The organism is Sandaracinus amylolyticus, from assembly GCF_000737325.1.
In the GTDB taxonomy this organism is placed as follows: Bacteria; Myxococcota_A; Polyangia; order Polyangiales; family Sandaracinaceae; genus Sandaracinus; species Sandaracinus amylolyticus.
Map to the genome: position 1 here is coordinate 9,262,599 of NZ_CP011125.1, position 16,363 is coordinate 9,278,961.

16 protein-coding genes and 1 pseudogene are annotated in these 16,363 nt (G+C 74.2%); 6 read left to right on the forward strand and 11 right to left on the reverse strand.

All coding sequences use genetic code 11. The features are described 5' to 3' along the window. Window positions 1-34: 34 nt before the first annotated feature. From glsA to DB32_RS39225, 4 genes are all read right to left on the reverse strand, one after another. Window positions 35-1,093, reverse strand: a complete 1,059-nt coding sequence (gene glsA, locus DB32_RS39210) for a glutaminase A (protein ID WP_053239107.1) — start codon at window positions 1,091-1,093, stop codon at window positions 35-37. A gap of 92 nt (window positions 1,094-1,185) precedes the next feature. Further along, window positions 1,186-2,817: a winged helix-turn-helix domain-containing protein gene (locus DB32_RS47660; RefSeq protein ID WP_053237773.1), complete on the reverse strand. Its 1,632-nt coding sequence runs from the start codon at window positions 2,815-2,817 to the stop codon at window positions 1,186-1,188. Continuing rightward, window positions 2,814-3,767 (reverse strand): hypothetical protein, encoded by a 954-nt coding sequence (locus DB32_RS47665; protein ID WP_157070090.1) that lies wholly within the window; start codon window positions 3,765-3,767, stop codon window positions 2,814-2,816. Before DB32_RS47665 ends, DB32_RS47660 begins: the two co-directional genes overlap by 4 nt. After that, the gene (locus DB32_RS39225; protein ID WP_053237775.1) at window positions 3,755-4,963 is read right to left on the reverse strand and encodes a serine/threonine-protein kinase; all 1,209 of its coding nucleotides are present in this window, start codon (window positions 4,961-4,963) and stop codon (window positions 3,755-3,757) included. Before DB32_RS39225 ends, DB32_RS47665 begins: the two co-directional genes overlap by 13 nt. Window positions 4,964-5,004: 41 nt before the next feature. Between DB32_RS39225 and DB32_RS39230 the strand changes: the two genes are divergently transcribed. Then, the gene (locus DB32_RS39230; protein ID WP_053237776.1) at window positions 5,005-5,424 is read left to right on the forward strand and encodes a hypothetical protein; all 420 of its coding nucleotides are present in this window, start codon (window positions 5,005-5,007) and stop codon (window positions 5,422-5,424) included. Here the strand turns inward: DB32_RS39230 and DB32_RS39235 are convergent. Genes DB32_RS39235 through DB32_RS39250 form a run of 4 tightly spaced genes read right to left on the reverse strand, consistent with a single transcriptional unit; the run spans window position 5,407 to window position 8,664 of the window. Then, window positions 5,407-6,120, reverse strand: coding sequence for an ATP-binding cassette domain-containing protein (locus tag DB32_RS39235; RefSeq protein WP_053237777.1), 714 nt, complete (start codon window positions 6,118-6,120; stop codon window positions 5,407-5,409). The two genes, DB32_RS39230 and DB32_RS39235, sit on opposite strands and share 18 nt — an antisense overlap. Beyond that, window positions 6,117-6,878, reverse strand: coding sequence for an ABC transporter permease (locus tag DB32_RS39240; protein ID WP_053237778.1), 762 nt, complete (start codon window positions 6,876-6,878; stop codon window positions 6,117-6,119). Before DB32_RS39240 ends, DB32_RS39235 begins: the two co-directional genes overlap by 4 nt. Further along, window positions 6,875-7,606 carry a molybdate ABC transporter substrate-binding protein gene (gene modA, locus DB32_RS39245; RefSeq protein ID WP_053237779.1) on the reverse strand — a complete coding sequence of 244 codons (732 nt, stop codon included), beginning with the start codon at window positions 7,604-7,606 and terminating at the stop codon, window positions 6,875-6,877. The genes DB32_RS39240 and modA overlap by 4 nt, the downstream gene beginning before the upstream one ends. Next, window positions 7,603-8,664 (reverse strand): substrate-binding domain-containing protein, encoded by a 1,062-nt coding sequence (locus tag DB32_RS39250; protein ID WP_053237780.1) that lies wholly within the window; start codon window positions 8,662-8,664, stop codon window positions 7,603-7,605. The genes modA and DB32_RS39250 overlap by 4 nt, the downstream gene beginning before the upstream one ends. Before the next feature lie 118 nt (window positions 8,665-8,782). Between DB32_RS39250 and DB32_RS39255 the strand changes: the two genes are divergently transcribed. Beyond that, a complete protein-coding gene (locus DB32_RS39255; protein ID WP_053237781.1) occupies window positions 8,783-9,382 on the forward strand; it encodes a dihydrofolate reductase family protein in 600 nt (199 codons plus the stop codon). On the opposite strand, the gene DB32_RS39260 is transcribed toward DB32_RS39255, so the two are convergent. Further along, window positions 9,355-10,332 carry an alpha/beta hydrolase gene (locus tag DB32_RS39260; RefSeq protein WP_053237782.1) on the reverse strand — a complete coding sequence of 326 codons (978 nt, stop codon included), beginning with the start codon at window positions 10,330-10,332 and terminating at the stop codon, window positions 9,355-9,357. The genes DB32_RS39255 and DB32_RS39260 overlap by 28 nt on opposite strands. A gap of 157 nt (window positions 10,333-10,489) precedes the next feature. Between DB32_RS39260 and DB32_RS39265 the strand changes: the two genes are divergently transcribed. Further along, window positions 10,490-11,107, forward strand: a complete 618-nt coding sequence (locus tag DB32_RS39265; RefSeq protein WP_053237783.1) for a dihydrofolate reductase family protein — start codon at window positions 10,490-10,492, stop codon at window positions 11,105-11,107. Window positions 11,108-11,110: 3 nt separating this feature from the next. Here the strand turns inward: DB32_RS39265 and DB32_RS39270 are convergent, their stop codons facing one another. Next, window positions 11,111-12,754, reverse strand: a complete 1,644-nt coding sequence (locus tag DB32_RS39270; protein ID WP_053237784.1) for a hypothetical protein — start codon at window positions 12,752-12,754, stop codon at window positions 11,111-11,113. 192 nt (window positions 12,755-12,946) lie between these two features. Between DB32_RS39270 and DB32_RS39275 the strand changes: the two genes are divergently transcribed. Next, a complete protein-coding gene (locus DB32_RS39275) occupies window positions 12,947-13,717 on the forward strand; it encodes a hypothetical protein (protein ID WP_157070093.1) in 771 nt (256 codons plus the stop codon). On the opposite strand, the gene DB32_RS39280 is transcribed toward DB32_RS39275, so the two are convergent. Next, complete coding sequence (locus DB32_RS39280; RefSeq protein ID WP_053237786.1) at window positions 13,681-14,397, reverse strand: hypothetical protein; 717 nt, start codon at window positions 14,395-14,397, stop codon at window positions 13,681-13,683. The genes DB32_RS39275 and DB32_RS39280 overlap by 37 nt on opposite strands. Before the next feature lie 68 nt (window positions 14,398-14,465). On the opposite strand from DB32_RS39280, the pseudogene DB32_RS39285 reads away from it, so the two are divergent. Beyond that, window positions 14,466-15,506, forward strand: a pseudogene (locus DB32_RS39285) (aldo/keto reductase). A 96-nt stretch (window positions 15,507-15,602) separates the two neighbouring features. Continuing rightward, the gene (locus DB32_RS39290) at window positions 15,603-16,301 is read left to right on the forward strand and encodes a hypothetical protein (protein ID WP_053237787.1); all 699 of its coding nucleotides are present in this window, start codon (window positions 15,603-15,605) and stop codon (window positions 16,299-16,301) included. The last annotated feature ends 62 nt before the right edge of the window (window positions 16,302-16,363 follow it).

Here is a 16,363-nt window from a genome sequence, read left to right on the forward strand (position 1 = left end):
TGCACGCGCGCCGCACGCAGACGGGATCCCTCGATCACCAGCCGCGCGCCCACTCGGACGACGGCGGCATGGCGCGGCTCTCGGCGCGGGGCGGCTCGGCGGGAGACGACGTGAACAGGCTCAGCCCGAGGCTCCTCGAGAGCTCGCGCGCGACGAGCTGTCCTCGGATGCTGTTGCCCGCGCCGTCGAGCAGCGGCGAGAACGAGCCGAGCGCGCCCTTGCCCGGCGCGACCGCGACGATGCCGCCGGCGATCCCGCTCTTGCCGGGGATGCCGACCTCGTAGAGCCAGTCGCCGGACGTCTCGTACATTCCCGCGGTCGTCATCACCGCGAGCGCGTACGCGCAGCTCTCCACCGAGACGACGCGCTCGCGCGTCTTCGGCTGCACGCCGCCGTCGGCGAGCGTCGCGCCCATGAGCGCGAGATCTTCGGCGGTCACCTGCACGCACGACTGACGCGTGTAGAGCTCGGTCGCCTCGGTCGGATGCATCCCGAGCCGGCCGAGCCCGTGGAGCAGCCACGCCATGCCGTGGTTGCGGTGGTGCGTCTGCATCGCGGACGCGTACACGTCCTCGTCGAGCGCGAGCGGATGTCCGGCGAAGCGCGCGAGGCCTTCGCTCAGGTGCGCCCACTTCGCTTCGAGGCTCTCGCCCGGCAGATGGCTCGCGGCCGCGAGCGCGCCCGAGTTGACCATCGGGTTGGTGCGCCCCTCGTCGCCGAAGTCGATCGCAGCCGCGGAGTTGAAGGGCATGCCCGTCGCGTTCGCGCCGATCAGGCGCCGGCACGCGGCAGGACCGAGCGCCTCGCAGAGCAGCGCGAACGTGAAGGGCTTGGCGACGCTCATGATCGTGAACGGGTGCCGTGCGTCGCCGATCGAGACGAGGCTCCCGTCGATGCCCGCCAAGCTGACGCCGAAGAGCTCGGGTGAGACGCGCGCGAGCGCCGGATAGACCTCCGAGCACGCGCCCTCGGTGTGGACGCGCGCGTGCTCGAACGCGGCCTGCACGCGGCGCTGCACGTCGGCAGGAGGCGGCAGGTGTCCCGTGGAGACGTAGAGGCTCTCGTCGGTGAGATCGGTGGGAGCGGGCGGCATCGAGTCGCCAGATGGGCGCATCCCGAGCAGCAGCAACGGCGCGCTCTCCGTCGCACCGCGCCACGTCGGCGCGCCCTCTACGCGACGTCGGGTCACGAGCGGCGCGCGAGCAAGTAGGTCGGCTCGGAGAACGTGGTGTCCTCGACGGCGTAGACGATCTGCCGGCCTTCCTTCTCGCCCACGCACACGCCGTCCTCGGCGAGCGAGCGCAGCGCCTGCTGCACCGCCCGGAGCGAGAGCCCGACGCGCTTCGCGGCATCGCTCGCGGTCACGCGACCGTCGTGCGCGAGCACGCGCAGCACCGCGTCGTGGATCGGCGCGGCGCAGCGCGGATCGGGCACCGCGATCGCGGCGCGCAGGCGCAGCGCGATGACGCCCTGGCCGCGCACGATCTCGCCCGCGCCCTCGAGGTACAGCCGGGCGCGGGTGACGAGCACCTCGAACACGCCGCGATGCGCGATCGCGTCGTAGGGCATCTCGTAGGTGCGCGCGAAGCACTCGGGGTCGGTCAGCCCCTCGGGGCCCGCGCACGCGAGCACCGCGACGAGCGTCTCGACGCGGCCACGACGCCGCAGCGTCTTGCGCAGGTGCACGCGGGGATGCCGCGCGACGAGCGCGCCCGCGGCCCCGAGCACGCGGCGCGGCGCCGCATCGGGCGCGGCGAGGACGATCGCCTCGGCCGCGTCGCGCGACTCGGCGTCGATGCGCATGCAGAGGCCGTGGATCGAAGCCGGCGCGGCGATCGTCGCGCCGCTGCACCACGCGGCGAGCTCGGGCTCTTCGGCGCGCGCGTCGACACGCGCGTCGAGCGCGACGAGGACGTGGCGTGCCTCGCGCGCGGCGAACGCGATCGGGCCCACCGCGTCGAAGAGCGCATGCGCGGCGCGCTCGAGCGCGGGCTCGTCGCCGGCGGTCGCGGCGCGGAGCACGGACGCGAGCGCCGCTGCGCCGCGCTCCGCGCAGGTCGCGTCGGGCGCGGGGCGAAGCCCCTCGAGGGCCTCGGTGTCGCCCGCGAGCAGGCGCTCCCAGCGCACCCACGGACGGCAGGGCTCGGCGACGAACCGATCGAGCGCTCCGAGGATGCGCAGCGCGAGGTGCGGATGGCGCGCGCTCCGGCGCGCCCGCGCGAGCACGAGGTGCGCGAGGTGCTCGTGCGCGGGGAGCGCCTCGGTGCGCGCCATGCGCGAGGCGCGTCGGGCGTGCGCGAGCATCGACGTGACGTCGCCGCGGCTCTCGGCGCGGAGCGCGCGCAGGGTGCCCGCATCGATCACCACCGGCGCGCTGCCGGCCTCGCGCGCGAGGCGCTCGATCGTCGCGAGCGATGCGTCGTCGTCTTCGAGATCGCCGCGCAGCCACGCCGACCAGGCGTGCCCGAGCGCGAGCCAGAGGCGCGGCTCGGACGCGTCGGGCAGATCGTGGGCGAGCGCGGCGTGGAGCGACGTGATCGCGTCGAGCTCTCGGCGCGCGAAGCCGAGCACGGCACGGCGCGCGAGGTGGGCGCACGCGAGCGCGGCGATGGCGCGCGCATCGAGCGGCGTTGTGCGATGTCGCGCGATCTCGTCGACGGAGGGCGCCTCGAACGCGTCGGGATCGAGCAGCGCGCCCGCGGCCCGGAGCGCGAGCGACCACGCGTGATCGATCGCGGTGCGCGCAGGCTGCGAGACGACGAGCGCGGCCTCGTCGAGCGCGCCTCGGATCATCGCGGCGTACGCGCGCTCGCTCATCGGAACGTCCCCTCGAGCGCGAGCGAGGTGCCGCCCCAGCGGATCGCGATCGGCCGATCGTCGTGCTCGAGATCGATCACGACGATCGTGACGAGCGCGGCGATCGACAGGCCGGCGAGGACGAACCCCGCGATGCTCGCGCCGAGCGCCGCGTCGCGCTCCACGAGCACCGCCTCGCACCCCGTCGCCGGAAGACCGAGCGTGCAGACCTCGTCGTAGGCACGCTGCCGCTCGTCCACCGCGAAGACGAAGCCGATGCCCGTCGCGAGCGAGGCTGCGCCGAGCGCGGCCGACGCCACGTACCACGCGCTGAAATCCGGCGTCGCGTCGGGCTCGACCTCGACGCGAGGCGACACGAGCCGCACGAGCGCGGGCGCCTCGCCCACCACCAGCGTCGCGCTCGCGCTCGCGAGCACGTCGCCCTCGGCATCGTGGGCCTCGAAGCGATGCGCTCCGGGCGGCAGGCGCACCGCGGTGCTGCGCGGCAGCGGGCCGAAGTCGAGCCCGTCGACGACCAGCCGCGCGCTGCCGCGATCGAGCTCGACGATCGCCTCGCCGGGCTGGAGGTTCGCCTCGATGCGACGGCGCCGCCGACCGTCGAGCGACGAGAGCGGATGCACGCGCAAGAACGCGTCGTAGCTCTGTGCCGAGCGCAGCGGCTCGCCCATCAACATCAACGCCGCGCCTCGCTCGGCGAGCGCAGCGGGATCGCCGAGCGCGCACTGGCGATCGAAGCGCGCGAGCGCGGACTCGGCGATCACGCGCACGCGCGCGCCGCGACGGCGCGCCTCCGCGATCGCGTCCTGGAGCAGCGCGGTGCCCTCCGTGAGCGCGACGCGCGCGCCGCGAGGATCGTCGCCGTCGCACTCGGGCAACGGCTGCGCCGCGAGCCGCGATGGTGCCCATGCCGCGGCGAGCGCGAGCAGCAACGTGATCGTCAGTCGAGGCACGGGATGCCGGTCGCGGCGCCGCAGTCGGCGTCGGAAGGCGCGCGATCGCGACGCGCACGGGCACGACGTCGCGCGGGCCGCGGCGCGGGATCCGCCTGCAGCGTGGTGCTCGCCGCCGGCGCGACGACGGGCTCGGCGGGCGGCGCGGGCTCGACGTTCGGCGCCGTCGCGGGCGCGGCCGCCGCGCGCGGCGGCGGAGGCAGCGGCGTGACCGTGATCACCGGAGGCTCGGCGCGATCGGTCACCACGAGCGCCGCGATCCCACCGAACGCGGCGAGCGCCGCGACGATCGCCGCGCCGACGAGCGCGCGCCGTCGTGCCGGCGCCGCGCGGCGGTGCACCGAGGTCGGAGGCTCGGACACGCCCGAGCGCGCCGCCTCCGCGAACGCGCGCGCGAACGCGAGCGTCGTCGGAAAGCGCCGCTCGCGGTCGTGCTGCAGCGCGCGCTCGATCACGCGCTCGAGCGCCGGTCCGACGTACGCGATCGTGCTCGGCGGCGCGTACGGATCGCCGCGCAGGAGCTTCGCGAGCGCGCTGCGCGAGTCGTCGGACTCGTAGGGGCGCGCGCCGGTGAGCATCTGGTACGCGATCACGCCGAGCGCGTACTGATCGGCGCGCGCGTCGATGTCGCGCCGTCCCTCGGCCTGCTCGATCGCCATGTAGAACGGCGAGCCGATCACCATCCCGGTGTGGGTGTGCTCGTCGTCCTCGACGTCGCGCGTGGTGCCGAGGTCGATGACCTTCGGCGTCTCGCCCGCGTCGGTGCGCGCGAGGAACACGTTGCCCGGCTTGAGGTCGCGGTGGACCAGGCCGCGATCGTTCAGCAGCTGCACCGCCTCGGCGATCGGCACCAGGATCGCCGCCGCCTCGGACGGCGTGACGCGCACCACGCGCCGCAGCCGCGACGCGAGCGTCTCGCCCTCGAGCAGCTCCATCGGCAGGTAGATCGTGCCGCCGTCGATGCCGGGCTCGTGGGTCTCGACCAGGTTCGGATGCTGGAGCTGCGACGCGATCGTCGCCTCGCGCACGAAGCGATCGACGAAGTCGGGATCACGCCCGAGCTCGGGGCGCACGACCTTGAGCGCGCGCAGCTGCCCGGTGACGCGGTTGCGCGCACGGTAGACGACGCCCATGCCGCCCGACGCGATCTCCGCTTCGATGACGTAAGGTCCGAGGGTGTCGCCCGGGGCTGTCACGTCGCGGTCTATGGTACTCCAGGGGTGATCGCCGAGCGACGATGCGACGATCGACGACAGCGCTGCTCGCTTCGCTGCTGCTCGCGGCCTGCACCACGCCGCGGCTCCTGCCGTTCGACGCGGGCGACGACATGGACGCGAGCGACGGCGCGCTCGACGCGCCGCCCGACGCGTGGATGTGCGTCGAGGCCACGAGCGCGTGCGCGAGCGAGTCGGAGTGCTGCGGCGATCTGGCGTGCGCGACCACCGCGACGTCGGGCCCCGAGCGCACCGTGTGCTGCGGGCTCGCGACCGAGCCCTGCTCGTTCATCGACGGCGAGGACTGCTGCGGCCGGCTGATCTGCGCGACCACGACGACGTCCGGGACGCGCAAGGTGTGCTGCGCGGAGTCGGGCCAGGCGTGCACGACGTCGACCGGCTGCTGCGGCACGAGCGTGTGTCGATCAGGCGTGTGCAGCTAGCTCGCGGACGAACGGCGTGGCGGGCGCCGCGACGAGCTCGTCCCACGTGCCCTGCTGCACGACGCGCCCCGCCTCCATCACCGCGATGCGCTGGCCCAGCGCGCGCGCCTCCGCGGCATCGTGCGTGACCACGATGCTCGGGATCGCGAGCGCACCCAGCGTGGTCGCCAGGAAGTCGCGCACCTCGCGGCGCGCGCGCGCGTCGAGCGCGGCGAGCGGCTCGTCCAGGAGCAACGCGCGCGGCGAGATCGAGAGAGCGCGCGCGAGCGCGACGCGCTGGCGCTCACCGCCCGAGAGCGTGCTCGGCCTCCGCGATGCGAGGTGCTCGATCTGCAGATCGCGCAGCACCTCGTCGATCCGGCGCGCGCGCTCGGCACGTGCCAGCGCGCTCGACACCGCGAGTTCCACGTTCCCGCGCACGTCGAGGTGCGGAAAGAGCGCGTGATCCTGGGGCGCGTACCCGAGCCGGCGCGCCTCGACCGGCGCGTTCACCGACGCGCTCGTGTCGAGGAGCACCACGCCGTTCACCTCGATGCGCCCGCGCGTGACCGGCAGCACGCCGAGCAGCAACGAGAGCAGCGTCGTCTTGCCCGCACCGTTGGGCCCGACGATCGCGAGCACGCCGGGCCCGGTGTCGAGCTCGACGTCGATCGCCAGCCGCCCCACCTGCGCCTCGATGCGGGCGCGCAGGCTCACGTCGCTCTCCGCAGCAGCGCGCGCATCGCGACGAAGAGCGCCGCCGCGACCGCGACGAGCACGATCGACATCGCCTGCGCCGCGCGCAGATCCGACTCCATCGCGGTGTAGATCGCGAGCGGCATCGTCTGGGTCACGCCCTCGAGGTTGCCCGCGAACATCAGCGTCGCGCCGAATTCTCCGAGCGCGCGCGCCCACGACATCGCGGCGCCGGCGAGCAGCCCCGGCGCGGCGAGCGGCAGCGAGATCCGCAGCAGCACGCGGAGCGGCGACGCGCCGAAGGTGCGCGCGACGACGATCAGCCGCTCGTCCACCCGGCGGAACGCGCCGAGCGCGGCCTGCACGAAGAACGGCGCGGCCACGAACACCTCGGCCATCACCACCGCGAGCGTCGTGAACGCGGGCGATCCCGTCCACGCGCCGACGAGCCCCCGGCGCCCGAACGCGAGCAGCAGCGCGACCCCGGCGACCGCAGGAGGCACGACGATCGGGAGCTGCACGATCGTCTCCACCACGCGCGCGACCGGACCGCGCGCGCTGCGCAGCGACCACGCGAGCGGGATCCCGAGCACGACGACGATGCCGAGGCTCGCGAGCGTGGTGAGCAAGCTGAGGCGCAGCGCGGGCACGACGAGCGGGCTCGCGAGGCCCGCCGCGAGATCGGTGGTGGTCACGACGAGCGCGACGAGCGGCACCACGAGGAAGATCGCGAGCACGCCGCCGAGCGCCGCGACGAGGATCGACTGCGCGCGCGTCATGGCGCGAAGCCGTGCTCGGCGAGCACGCGCCGTCCGCGCTCGGAGCGCACGAGCTCGACGAATTCGCGCGCCAGCGCGGGGTGCGCGGCGTTCGTCGTGATCGCGATCGGGTACTCCGCGACGACGTTGCGCTCGGGCGGGATGCTCACCACGCGCACCTCGTCGCCCGCGGAGCGCGCGTCGGTGCGGTACACGATGCCGGCGTCTGCCTCGCCGAGGCGCACCTTCGCGAGCACCGCGCGCACGTCGAGCTCGTGCGACACGATCCGCGCCTCGATGCGCGCCCGGAGCTCCGCGGGCAGGCGCTCGAGGATGCGCCGGGTGTAGCGACCGATCGGCACGCTCTCCGCGCCGATCACGATGCGCGTGGCCGCGGGCAGATCCTCGAGCGCGCGCACCGGCACGTCGGGCGCGACGACGATCACCGGCTCGTTGTGCGCGAACACCACGGGCGACGCGACGAGCCCGGCGCGCACCAGCTCGTCGACGTGCTGCACGTCGGCGGACGCGAGAACGTCGGCGGGCGCGCCCTGCTCGATCTGCGCGCGGAGCTGCTGCGTGCCCGCGAGCTGGAAGGTGAGCTCGACGTCCGGATGCGCACGCTCGAATTCGTCGCCGATCTCCGCGAACGTGTCGCGCAGCGAGGACGCCGCGAATACGACGAGCCGATCCTCGCGTGGCGGATCGCTGCACGCCGCGAGCAGCAGCACGAGCGCGAGCGCTCTCACGCCGCGCTCACTTCCGCGACGCGCGTGCCGCTCGCGCTCACGTCGTAGCCCAGCGACGCGAGCTCGCGGCGCGAGGGCCCCGCCGTCATCACGTCGAAGAAGCGCTCGACCCGCGCGTCCGCGAGCAGCGCGCGCGGCACCACGAGGTCGTACCGCTCCTCGGCGAGCGCGACGAAGTCGAGCCCGTACGCGATCGCCGCGTCACGCGTCGCGATGCCCGCGTCCGCCGCGCCGAGCGAGACCGCGTGCGCGACCTCGAGGTGCCCGCTCGCCTGGATGGTCGAGGGCGCGCATCCCGCGTCGCGCAGCGCGCGATCGAGCAGGCGCCGCGCGCCCGAGCCCGGCTCGCGGGTGACGACGCGGATGCCCCGGCGGCCGAGATCGCCCGGCCCGCGGATCGTGTTCGCGCGCGCGGGCGCGATCACCAGCCCCGCCTCCCAGCGCGCGAGCGTGATCAGCACGAAGCGCCCCGCGCCCGCGTGACGGCGCACGTCGGGCACGTTCGCCTCGCCGGTGCGCGCGTCGACGAGGTGCACGCCCGCGAGGTGCGCGCGGCGCGACGCCAGCGCCTCGAGCGCGCGCGTGCTCGAGGCCGGGATCCACACGACGCGCGCCGATCGCGCGGCGAGCACGCCGAGCGCGGGGGCGCAGCCCATGACGATCAGGTTCTCCGCGCTCTCCGCGATCGGACGCACCGCCTCGACCGTGGCCCTGCCCTTCACCGGCATGCCCGCGATCCCGTCGGCCGCGCGCACCGCGCCGCCGTGCAGCGGGTACGAGACCCAGCGTCCGCCGATCTTCGCGAGCGCGACCCGGCCCGGGCGCGTCGCGCCCCAGGGCTCGGCGGAGATCGTCTCCTCGCTCGGCGCGGCGCCGAAGAGCTCCTCGACGGTCGTGTCGAGCGCGCGCGACAGCCGCAGCGCGACGTCCACACCCGGCACGGCGCGTCCCGCTTCGATCGCGCCGATGCTCTGCCGCGTGAGGCTCGCGGCCGACGCGAGCGCGACCTGGGAGAGCCCGCGTGCCTCGCGCAGCGCGCGCAGTCGGTTCGGAGGCATGACAAGCGCTCCTTGCAGGGTGCAGCGTGTGCTTGTCAAGCATGACGCGCGCCTCGGCACGTCGCGGTTTTTTCGCCGCGCTCCCTATCCTCGCGGCCTTCTCGTTCGTCCTCCGGGCATGACGACCGAAACCCAGGCAGGCCGGCGGCTCTACGTCTCGATGTGCGTGTCGCTCGACGGCTTCATCGACGGCCCGAACGGCGAGATCGATTGGTTCCACGACGGCGATCCGCAGTTCGAGCAGTACTGCGACGAGATGATCGACTCGGTCGGGCTCGCGATCTTCGGCCGACGCTCGTACGAGATCATGCTGAGCTACTGGCCCGAGGCCGAGCGCCACCCGCGCTCGCCGCACGAGCGCGCGTTCGCGCGCAAGATGAACGCGCTGCCGAAGGTCGTGCTCTCGCGCACCCTCGAGCGCGCCGAGTGGCAGAACACGCGCGTCGTGCGCGATCGCGTGGGCGAGACGATCCGCGAGCTCAAGCAGCAGCCGGGCGAGCCGATCGTCGCGTGGGCGGGCGCGGAGCTCGTCGCGACGCTGAGCGCGCTCGACCTCGTCGACGAGTACCGGCTGATCGTGCACCCGGTGGTGCTCGGCGGCGGCACGCCGATGTGGAAGGACGTCGTGCAGCGACGAGCGCTGAGGCTCGTGCGCACGACGCAGCTCGGCCAGCAGCTCGTCCTGCTGTGTTACGAGCCCGAGCGCCGATCCGCGTGAGCGCTCGTGCCGAGCGCCTCGCGCAGGACGTCGATCGCCTGGGCGGTCGCGGCCTTCGCGGCCTGGGTGTCGCGCAGCGGGTTCAGCATCATGAAGTCGTGGCAGATGCCGTCGTAGCGCACGGTCGTCACCGAGACGCCCGCCTCGCGCAGCTTCGCCGCGTACGCCTCGCCCTCGTCGCGCAGCACGTCGGCCTCGTCGACGATCAGGAACGCCGGGGGCAGGCCCTTCAGGTCCTCGGCGGTCGCGCGCAGCGGCGACGCGGTGATCTCGGATCGCCTCGCGACGTCGGGCGCGTAGGCATCCCAGAACCACGCCATCGCCCTCGCGGTGAGGAACGGGCCGTTCGCGAACTGCGCGTAGCTCGGCGTGCTCATGCCGGCGTCGGTGACCGGGTAGTACATCGAGTGGTGCACGAAGCGGACGTCGCCGCGCTTCTTCGCGAGCAGCGCCACGGCGGCGGTCATGTTGCCGCCCACCGAGTCGCCCGCGATCGCCATGCGTCCGGGGTCGAGCCCGATGCCCTCGCCGTCGCGCACGATCCAGCGCGCGGTCGCGTAGACCTGCTCGATCGCGACGGGATAGTGCGCCTCGGGCGACGGCGTGTACTCGACGAACACCACCGCCGCGCCGACGCCGACCGCGAGCTCGCGCACCAGGCGATCGTGGGTGCGCGCGTTGCCCAGCACCCAGCCGCCGCCGTGCACGTAGAGCACGACGGGGAGCGAGCCGGTCGCGCCCTTCGGTCTCACGACGCGCACCCGCACGTCGCCGACGTCGGCGGGGACGGTGACCCAGGTCTCGTCGATCGCGGGCAGATCCATCGGGCCCGACTGCAGGCCGTCGAGCACCTTGCGCGCGTCGGCGGGGGAGAGCTCGTAGAGGAACGGCGGCTTCGACGTGGCCTTGGCGAGGTCGCGCGCGGCCGGTTCGAGGACGACATCAGGCATCTCACTGCTCCGTTCGCGAATCAGCGGTGAGTTCGGTCCGCAACCAGGGCACGCAAGCGCCGAGCGTCGGCGGAATCGGCGACCATGAAAAAAAGCGCCGAGGCGTGTCGTATCAAGCGCCGATCGTTCGTCGTCTCGGCAAGGAAGCGAGGACGCGATGGGCAAGCTGACGGTGACGACGTTCGTGACGCTCGACGGTGTGATGCAGGGGCCCGGTGGGCCCGACGAGGATCGGCGCGACGGGTTCACCCACGGCGGGTGGGTCGTTCCGTACTTCGACGACGCGCTGGGCGCGTTCGTCGTCGACGTCTTCTCGCGCGTCGACGCGTTCCTGCTCGGGCGCTTCACCTACGACACGTTCGCCGCGCACTGGCCGCGGGTCACCGATCCGAACGATCCCATCGCGGCGAAGCTGAACGCGCTGCCGAAGCACGTCGCATCGCGATCGATGCGCGAGGCCTCGTGGAACGCGTCGAGCGTGATCCAGGGCGACGTCGTCGAGGCGGTCGCGGCGCTGAAGAAGCAGTACGCGCGCGAGCTGCAGGTGCACGGCAGCGCGGGGCTGCTGCAGACGCTGCTGCGCTCCGATCTGGTGGACGAGCTGAACGTGATGCAGTTCCCGATCGTGCTCGGGACCGGCAAGCGGCTGTTCGAGCCGAGCGTCGCGCCGAGCGCGCTCTCGCTCGCGCGCTCGAGCACGAGCACCACCGGCGTGGTGATGAGCGTGTACCGGCGCGTCGGGAAGCCGTCGTACGGGTCGTTCGCGCTCGAGTGAGCGTCACAGCCCGGCGAACGTGGCGGCCTCACGCGGTGAGATCACCGCGCCGTCGAGCGACATCGTGGCGGCACGAAGGCGGAGGCGTCCACCGGCGCCTCCGCCGCCTCCCGCGTTGTCGAGGCTGCCCGTCGCCGCGCGCCCTGCGACACCGCCGACCGCGCCGGTCGCACCGCCGGCCCCGCCCGATGCGCCTTCGCCGCTGCCCGTGCCGCCGCGCGCGGCGCGCGAGGCCGTCTGACCGGGCTCTCCGTCGGCGCCGCGGCGCGACACGTCGGCGCCCGCGCCGCCTCCGCCGCCGTTCGCGACGAGCACGCCGTGCACCTCGAGCGTGCGCGCCTCGAGCAGGATCGCGCCGCCCGCGCCGCCCCCGCCGGCGCCGTCGTCGAGCGCGCCGCCACGCCCGCCGCCGCCCGCGCAGTCGATCACGCCGCCGGCCGCGATCACGATGCGCTCCGCGACGATCTGGACCGCACCGCCGCCGCCGCCGCCCTCACCGGGTGCGTCGGAGCCACCGCCGGCCGCGCCTCCGCTGCCCCCGAGCAGCGGCGAGAGATCGTCCTCGCCGCAGCGCGCGCCTCCTGCCGGTCCGCGGGTGTCGTCGTGGTCGCCGCCGGCACCGCCGGGCGCGGCGAAGCCGCCGCCGCCGCCGCCGACGTCGGTCGACGTGCCGGCGCCCGCAGCGCCGCCGCCCGGGCCGCGGCCCGCGCGCGACGACGAGGTCCCGCCTGCGAACCCGCCCGGGCCGGGCTCGTCGCCATCGGCATCGGCGTCGAGACGCCCTTCGATCCGCGCTTCGTCGCGCACCGCGAGCACCAGCGCCGCGCTGCCGACGACGCGCAGCTCCGCGCCCGCCTCGACGAGCAGCGATCGCAGCGAGACGATCGTGAGATCGGGCGCGCCGCCGAGCTGCGGGAGCACCGAGATCACGACGCCCGAGGGCCTGCGGTTCGATCCGTCGGAGAGGCGCTCGATCGTGCCGTCGTCGGTGTCGAGCACGACGACGTCGTCGGACGCGCGCACCACGAGATCACCGCTGCCGATCGACACGAGCGGCGGCGGGATGTTCGACGGCACGAGCTCGTCGTCGGGGGCCGGGCCCGCGTCGGGCGCGCCTGCGTCGGCGGGCGGCGCGCCACCGTCGAGCGCGGCGATCCCCGCGTCGGCCTCGTCGAGCGGCCCCGCGTCGAGCTCGACGAGCCCGGCGTCGTCGATCGCGATCGGACCTCCGCCGCAGACCCCGGCGCGACAGCTCGTCGCGTCGCACGTCGACTGCGAGACGCGCTCCGCGACGACGACCACGACGTGCGCATCGTCGGCGGGCAGCACGACCTGCGTGCATCCCTCGGCGTACACCGCGCACGACGCGTCGGTGATGCGCACGCGGAAGCCGTACGTGCCCGGCGCGAGCGGCGCGATGGGCGCGCCCTGATCGCGCACGTCGAACTCGTCCTCGTGGAGCACGCTCCCGCGACAGCTCCCGGACGCCACCGTCACCGACGCGCGCACCGCGCGCTGCGCGAGCGCGTCGCTCGCGAAGACGATCTCGAACGTGGCGCGGCGCGGCGACGCACAACCGAGCACACCGGCCACCGCGAGCGTCGCGAGCACGGTGCGGCGGATCGATGGCTCGAGAGGCTGGCGCATCGCTCGGCGAGCGCTGCAGCGCGCATGCCTCGGCACGAGCGTCGCTACGTGCGTCACGGGGCGATGACACAAGCCACTTCGATCACTGGCGAAAGCGCGCACGATCCGGGGCGCACGACGCGCGCGACGAGGCGCGACGGATCGCGGTCGGCTCCCGCGTGGAGCGCGCTCGGCTCCGCGTCGCTCGTGGTCGTGACGGCGCTCGTGTGCGACGCGTCGAGCGCTTCGGCGCAGGCGTGGGAGCACGAGGCGATCGCGATCGCGCGCGCGGGTCGCGCGAGCGAGGCGATCGAGCGCCTCGAGCGCGCGGAGGCCGAGGAGGTGCGCGCGCGCAGCGAGCTGGTGGCGCTCCACGCGCTGCGCGCCGAGCTCCGCGACGCGCTCGGCGCGCACGACGCGGCGCGCATCGATCTGCGGAGGCTCGCCGCGCTCGACCCGACGCGTGATCTCCCGTCGAGCGCGACGCTCGAGCTGCGGCGCGCGCTCGACGAGGAGCGGGCGGCGCTGGGAGGCGCGCTCGCGGTCGACGTCGACGTGCAGCGCGGCGCCGGGCGCGCGGTCGTGCGCGTCCACGCGCGTCACGCGCCGAGCGGTCTCGTGCAGGCCGTCCGGGTGAGCGTGCGCAGCGCGCGCGACGGGCGCTGGCAGGTGCTCCACGGCGACGAGGTCGACATCCCGATCGAGTCGATCGACGCGCTCGATCTCGCGATCGAGCTGCTCGGACCGCGCGGCATCGTGCTCGCGACGCGCGGCACGACCGCGCTCCCGGAGCACTTCGCGGGCACGACCGCCGGCGAGATCGCGGCGCGCGAGGAACGAAGCGGCGACGACACGCTGGTGTGGGTCGTCGGCGTGTCGGTCGGCGTGCTGGTGGTGACGGCCGCAGTGCTCGGGCTCGTCTCGACGGTCGGCTCGCAGGAGAGCGATCACACCGCGGTCGACGGGCCCGTCGTGCGCTTCTGATCGAGCGCGTTCAAGCGCCCCTGCAGCGTCGCGATCTCGCCGATGAACGGAACGTCGCGGATCTCGCGACCCTCGACCATCCCGCGCTGGCCGACGGCACGCTCGTGATCGCGCGCCGCGATCGCCTTCACGAAGAAGTCGCGCAGCAGCGGCGCGACCCGCGCCGCGTCGTGCTCGAACGGCGCGCCCGCGCGCCACGACTCGGCCCACGCGCGGAAGGGCTCGCGCGCGAGCTCTCCGACGAGCGTGGGTGCGGCGAGCTCGCGCTCGATCTCGGCGACGAGCCCGCTCGCCTCGACGAACTGGGCGAGGCGCTCGCGCTCTTCGCTCGATCGCACGCGGTGCGCGCCCGCGATCTCGACGGGCGCGGCGCGCAGCTCGACGAGCTCGCCCGAGCGCATCCACATCGAGAGCACGCCGCGCGCGTGGTCCACCGCGACGATCGCGCCGGGCGCGAGCGCGACCTCGCGCAGCCGGCGCAGCGCGCGACGCCGCAGCACGACGAGGAACGCGGCGAGCCCGACGAGCAGCACCACGAGCGATCCGAGCGCCCACGCGCGCCAGTGATCGATCGCGATCGTGATCGCGACGACGATGCCCGCGAAGAGCGCCTGCACGACGTGGTCGCGCCAGGTGCGCGCGATGTCGCGGTCGAACGCGGCCCGGAGGTCGTGGTGCACGGCGCGAGGATACGGCCGTTGCGGTCTCCTCCTCCCGGCTCCACAAGCGGCGCCCACAGGAGGATCGGATGGAGCACAGACGGCTCGGCGGCTCGGGGCTCAACGTACCGGTGCTGACGCTCGGCACCGGCACCTTCGGCGGCACGAACGAGTTCTTCCGCGGCTTCGGCCAGAGCGACGTGGCCGAGGCGACGCGTCTCGTCGACGTGTGCCTCGACGCAGGCCTCACGATGTTCGACACCGCCGACGTGTACTCGGGCGGCGCGTCCGAGGAGATCCTCGGCCAGGCGATCCGCGGCCGGCGCGATCGCGTGCTGATCTCGACGAAGGCGACGTTCCGCAACGGCCCGGGCCCGAACGACGTGGGCTCGTCGCGCCATCACCTCGTGCGCACCGTCGAGGCCTCGCTGCGCCGCCTCGGCACCGACTACGTGGACCTCTTCCAGCTCCACGGCTTCGACGCGCTCACGCCGATCGAGGAGACGCTCGCGACGCTCGACGATCTCGTGCGCGCCGGGAAGATCCGCTACGTCGGCTGCTCGAACTTCTCGGGCTGGCACCTGATGAAGTCGCTCGCGCTCGCCGAGCGCCACGGCTAGGCGCGCTACGTCGCGCACCAGGCGTTCTACTCGCTCGTCGCGCGCGACTTCGAGTGGGAGCTCATGCCGCTCGCGCTCGATCAGCAGGTCGGCACCGTCGTGTGGAGCCCGCTTGGTTGGGCGCGCCTCACCGGCAAGATCCGCCGCGATCAGCCGCTGCCCGAGGTGAGCCGGCTGCGCAACGAAGCGTCGCGCGCAGGCGGACCGCAGATCCCGGAGGAGCACCTCTACCGCGTCGTCGACGGGCTCGACGAGGTCGCGCGCGAGACCGGCAAGACGGTGCCGCAGATCGCGCTGCGGTGGCTCCTGCAGCGCCCGACGGTGTCCACGATCGTCATCGGTGCGCGCGACGAGGCACAGCTGCGACAGAACCTCGGCGCGCTCGGGTGGACGCTGACCGACGCGCAGATGGCGAAGCTCGATGCCGCGAGCGCGGTGCCGCGTCCCTACCCGTACTGGCACCAGGAGCAGTTCGCCGAGCGCAACCCGCTGCCCGCACCGCGCGGCTGACGCACACGCTGCGCACCGCGCGCAAACGCTGCGCAGCGCTTCGCGCGAGATCGCGAAGACGCTGCGCGGCACGCGCGATGCTGAGCCGCGTCGCGCATGACCGACGCGTCCTTCACACCGGTGCCGCTCGCGCGATGGACGATCGCGTGCACGCTCGGCGAGCTGCTCGGGTTCGGCGTGGGCGGCGCGCTCGGCGCCAGCGCGTTCATCGCGATCCCGGACCCCACCACGCTGCCGCTCGCGGCGATGCTCGTGCTCGCGTGCGTCATCGCGGGCCTGATCGAGGGCGCGGTGCTCGGCGGGATGCAGTGGCTCGCGCTGCGCACGACGTATCGCTCGCTCCCGGCGCGCGCGTGGATCGCGACGACGGCACTCGCGGGCGCGACCGGGTGGTTGCTCGGCTCGCTCCCGCCGACGCTGGTCTCGCTGCTCGGCGCGCCGACCACGGGCGACGCGCCCGCGTGGGATCCCGATCTCGTGACGACGGTGCTCGTCTCGGCGGCGCTCGGCGCGGTCCTCGGCGCCATGTTCGGCGCGTTCCAGTGGCTCGCGCTCCGCCGTCACGCGTCGGGCGCCGCGCGGTGGATCGCAGGCAACGCATGCGCGTGGGCGCTCGCGCTCCCGTGGAGCTACGTCGCCGGCGGGATGGCGTCGGCCGCGACCCGCCCCGACGTGATGATCGCGATCGTCGCGGGCACCGGCGTGATGATGGGCGCGACCGTCGCGCTCGTGAGCGGGCTCTTCTTGCGCCGCATCGCGCCCCGCACGCGCGAGCGATCTCTTCAGGTCGGTTAGGGAGATCGTAGGAAACGGGTCCGTCGTCGCCTGCCCAATCACCCTCGTCCCGCACGAAGAAG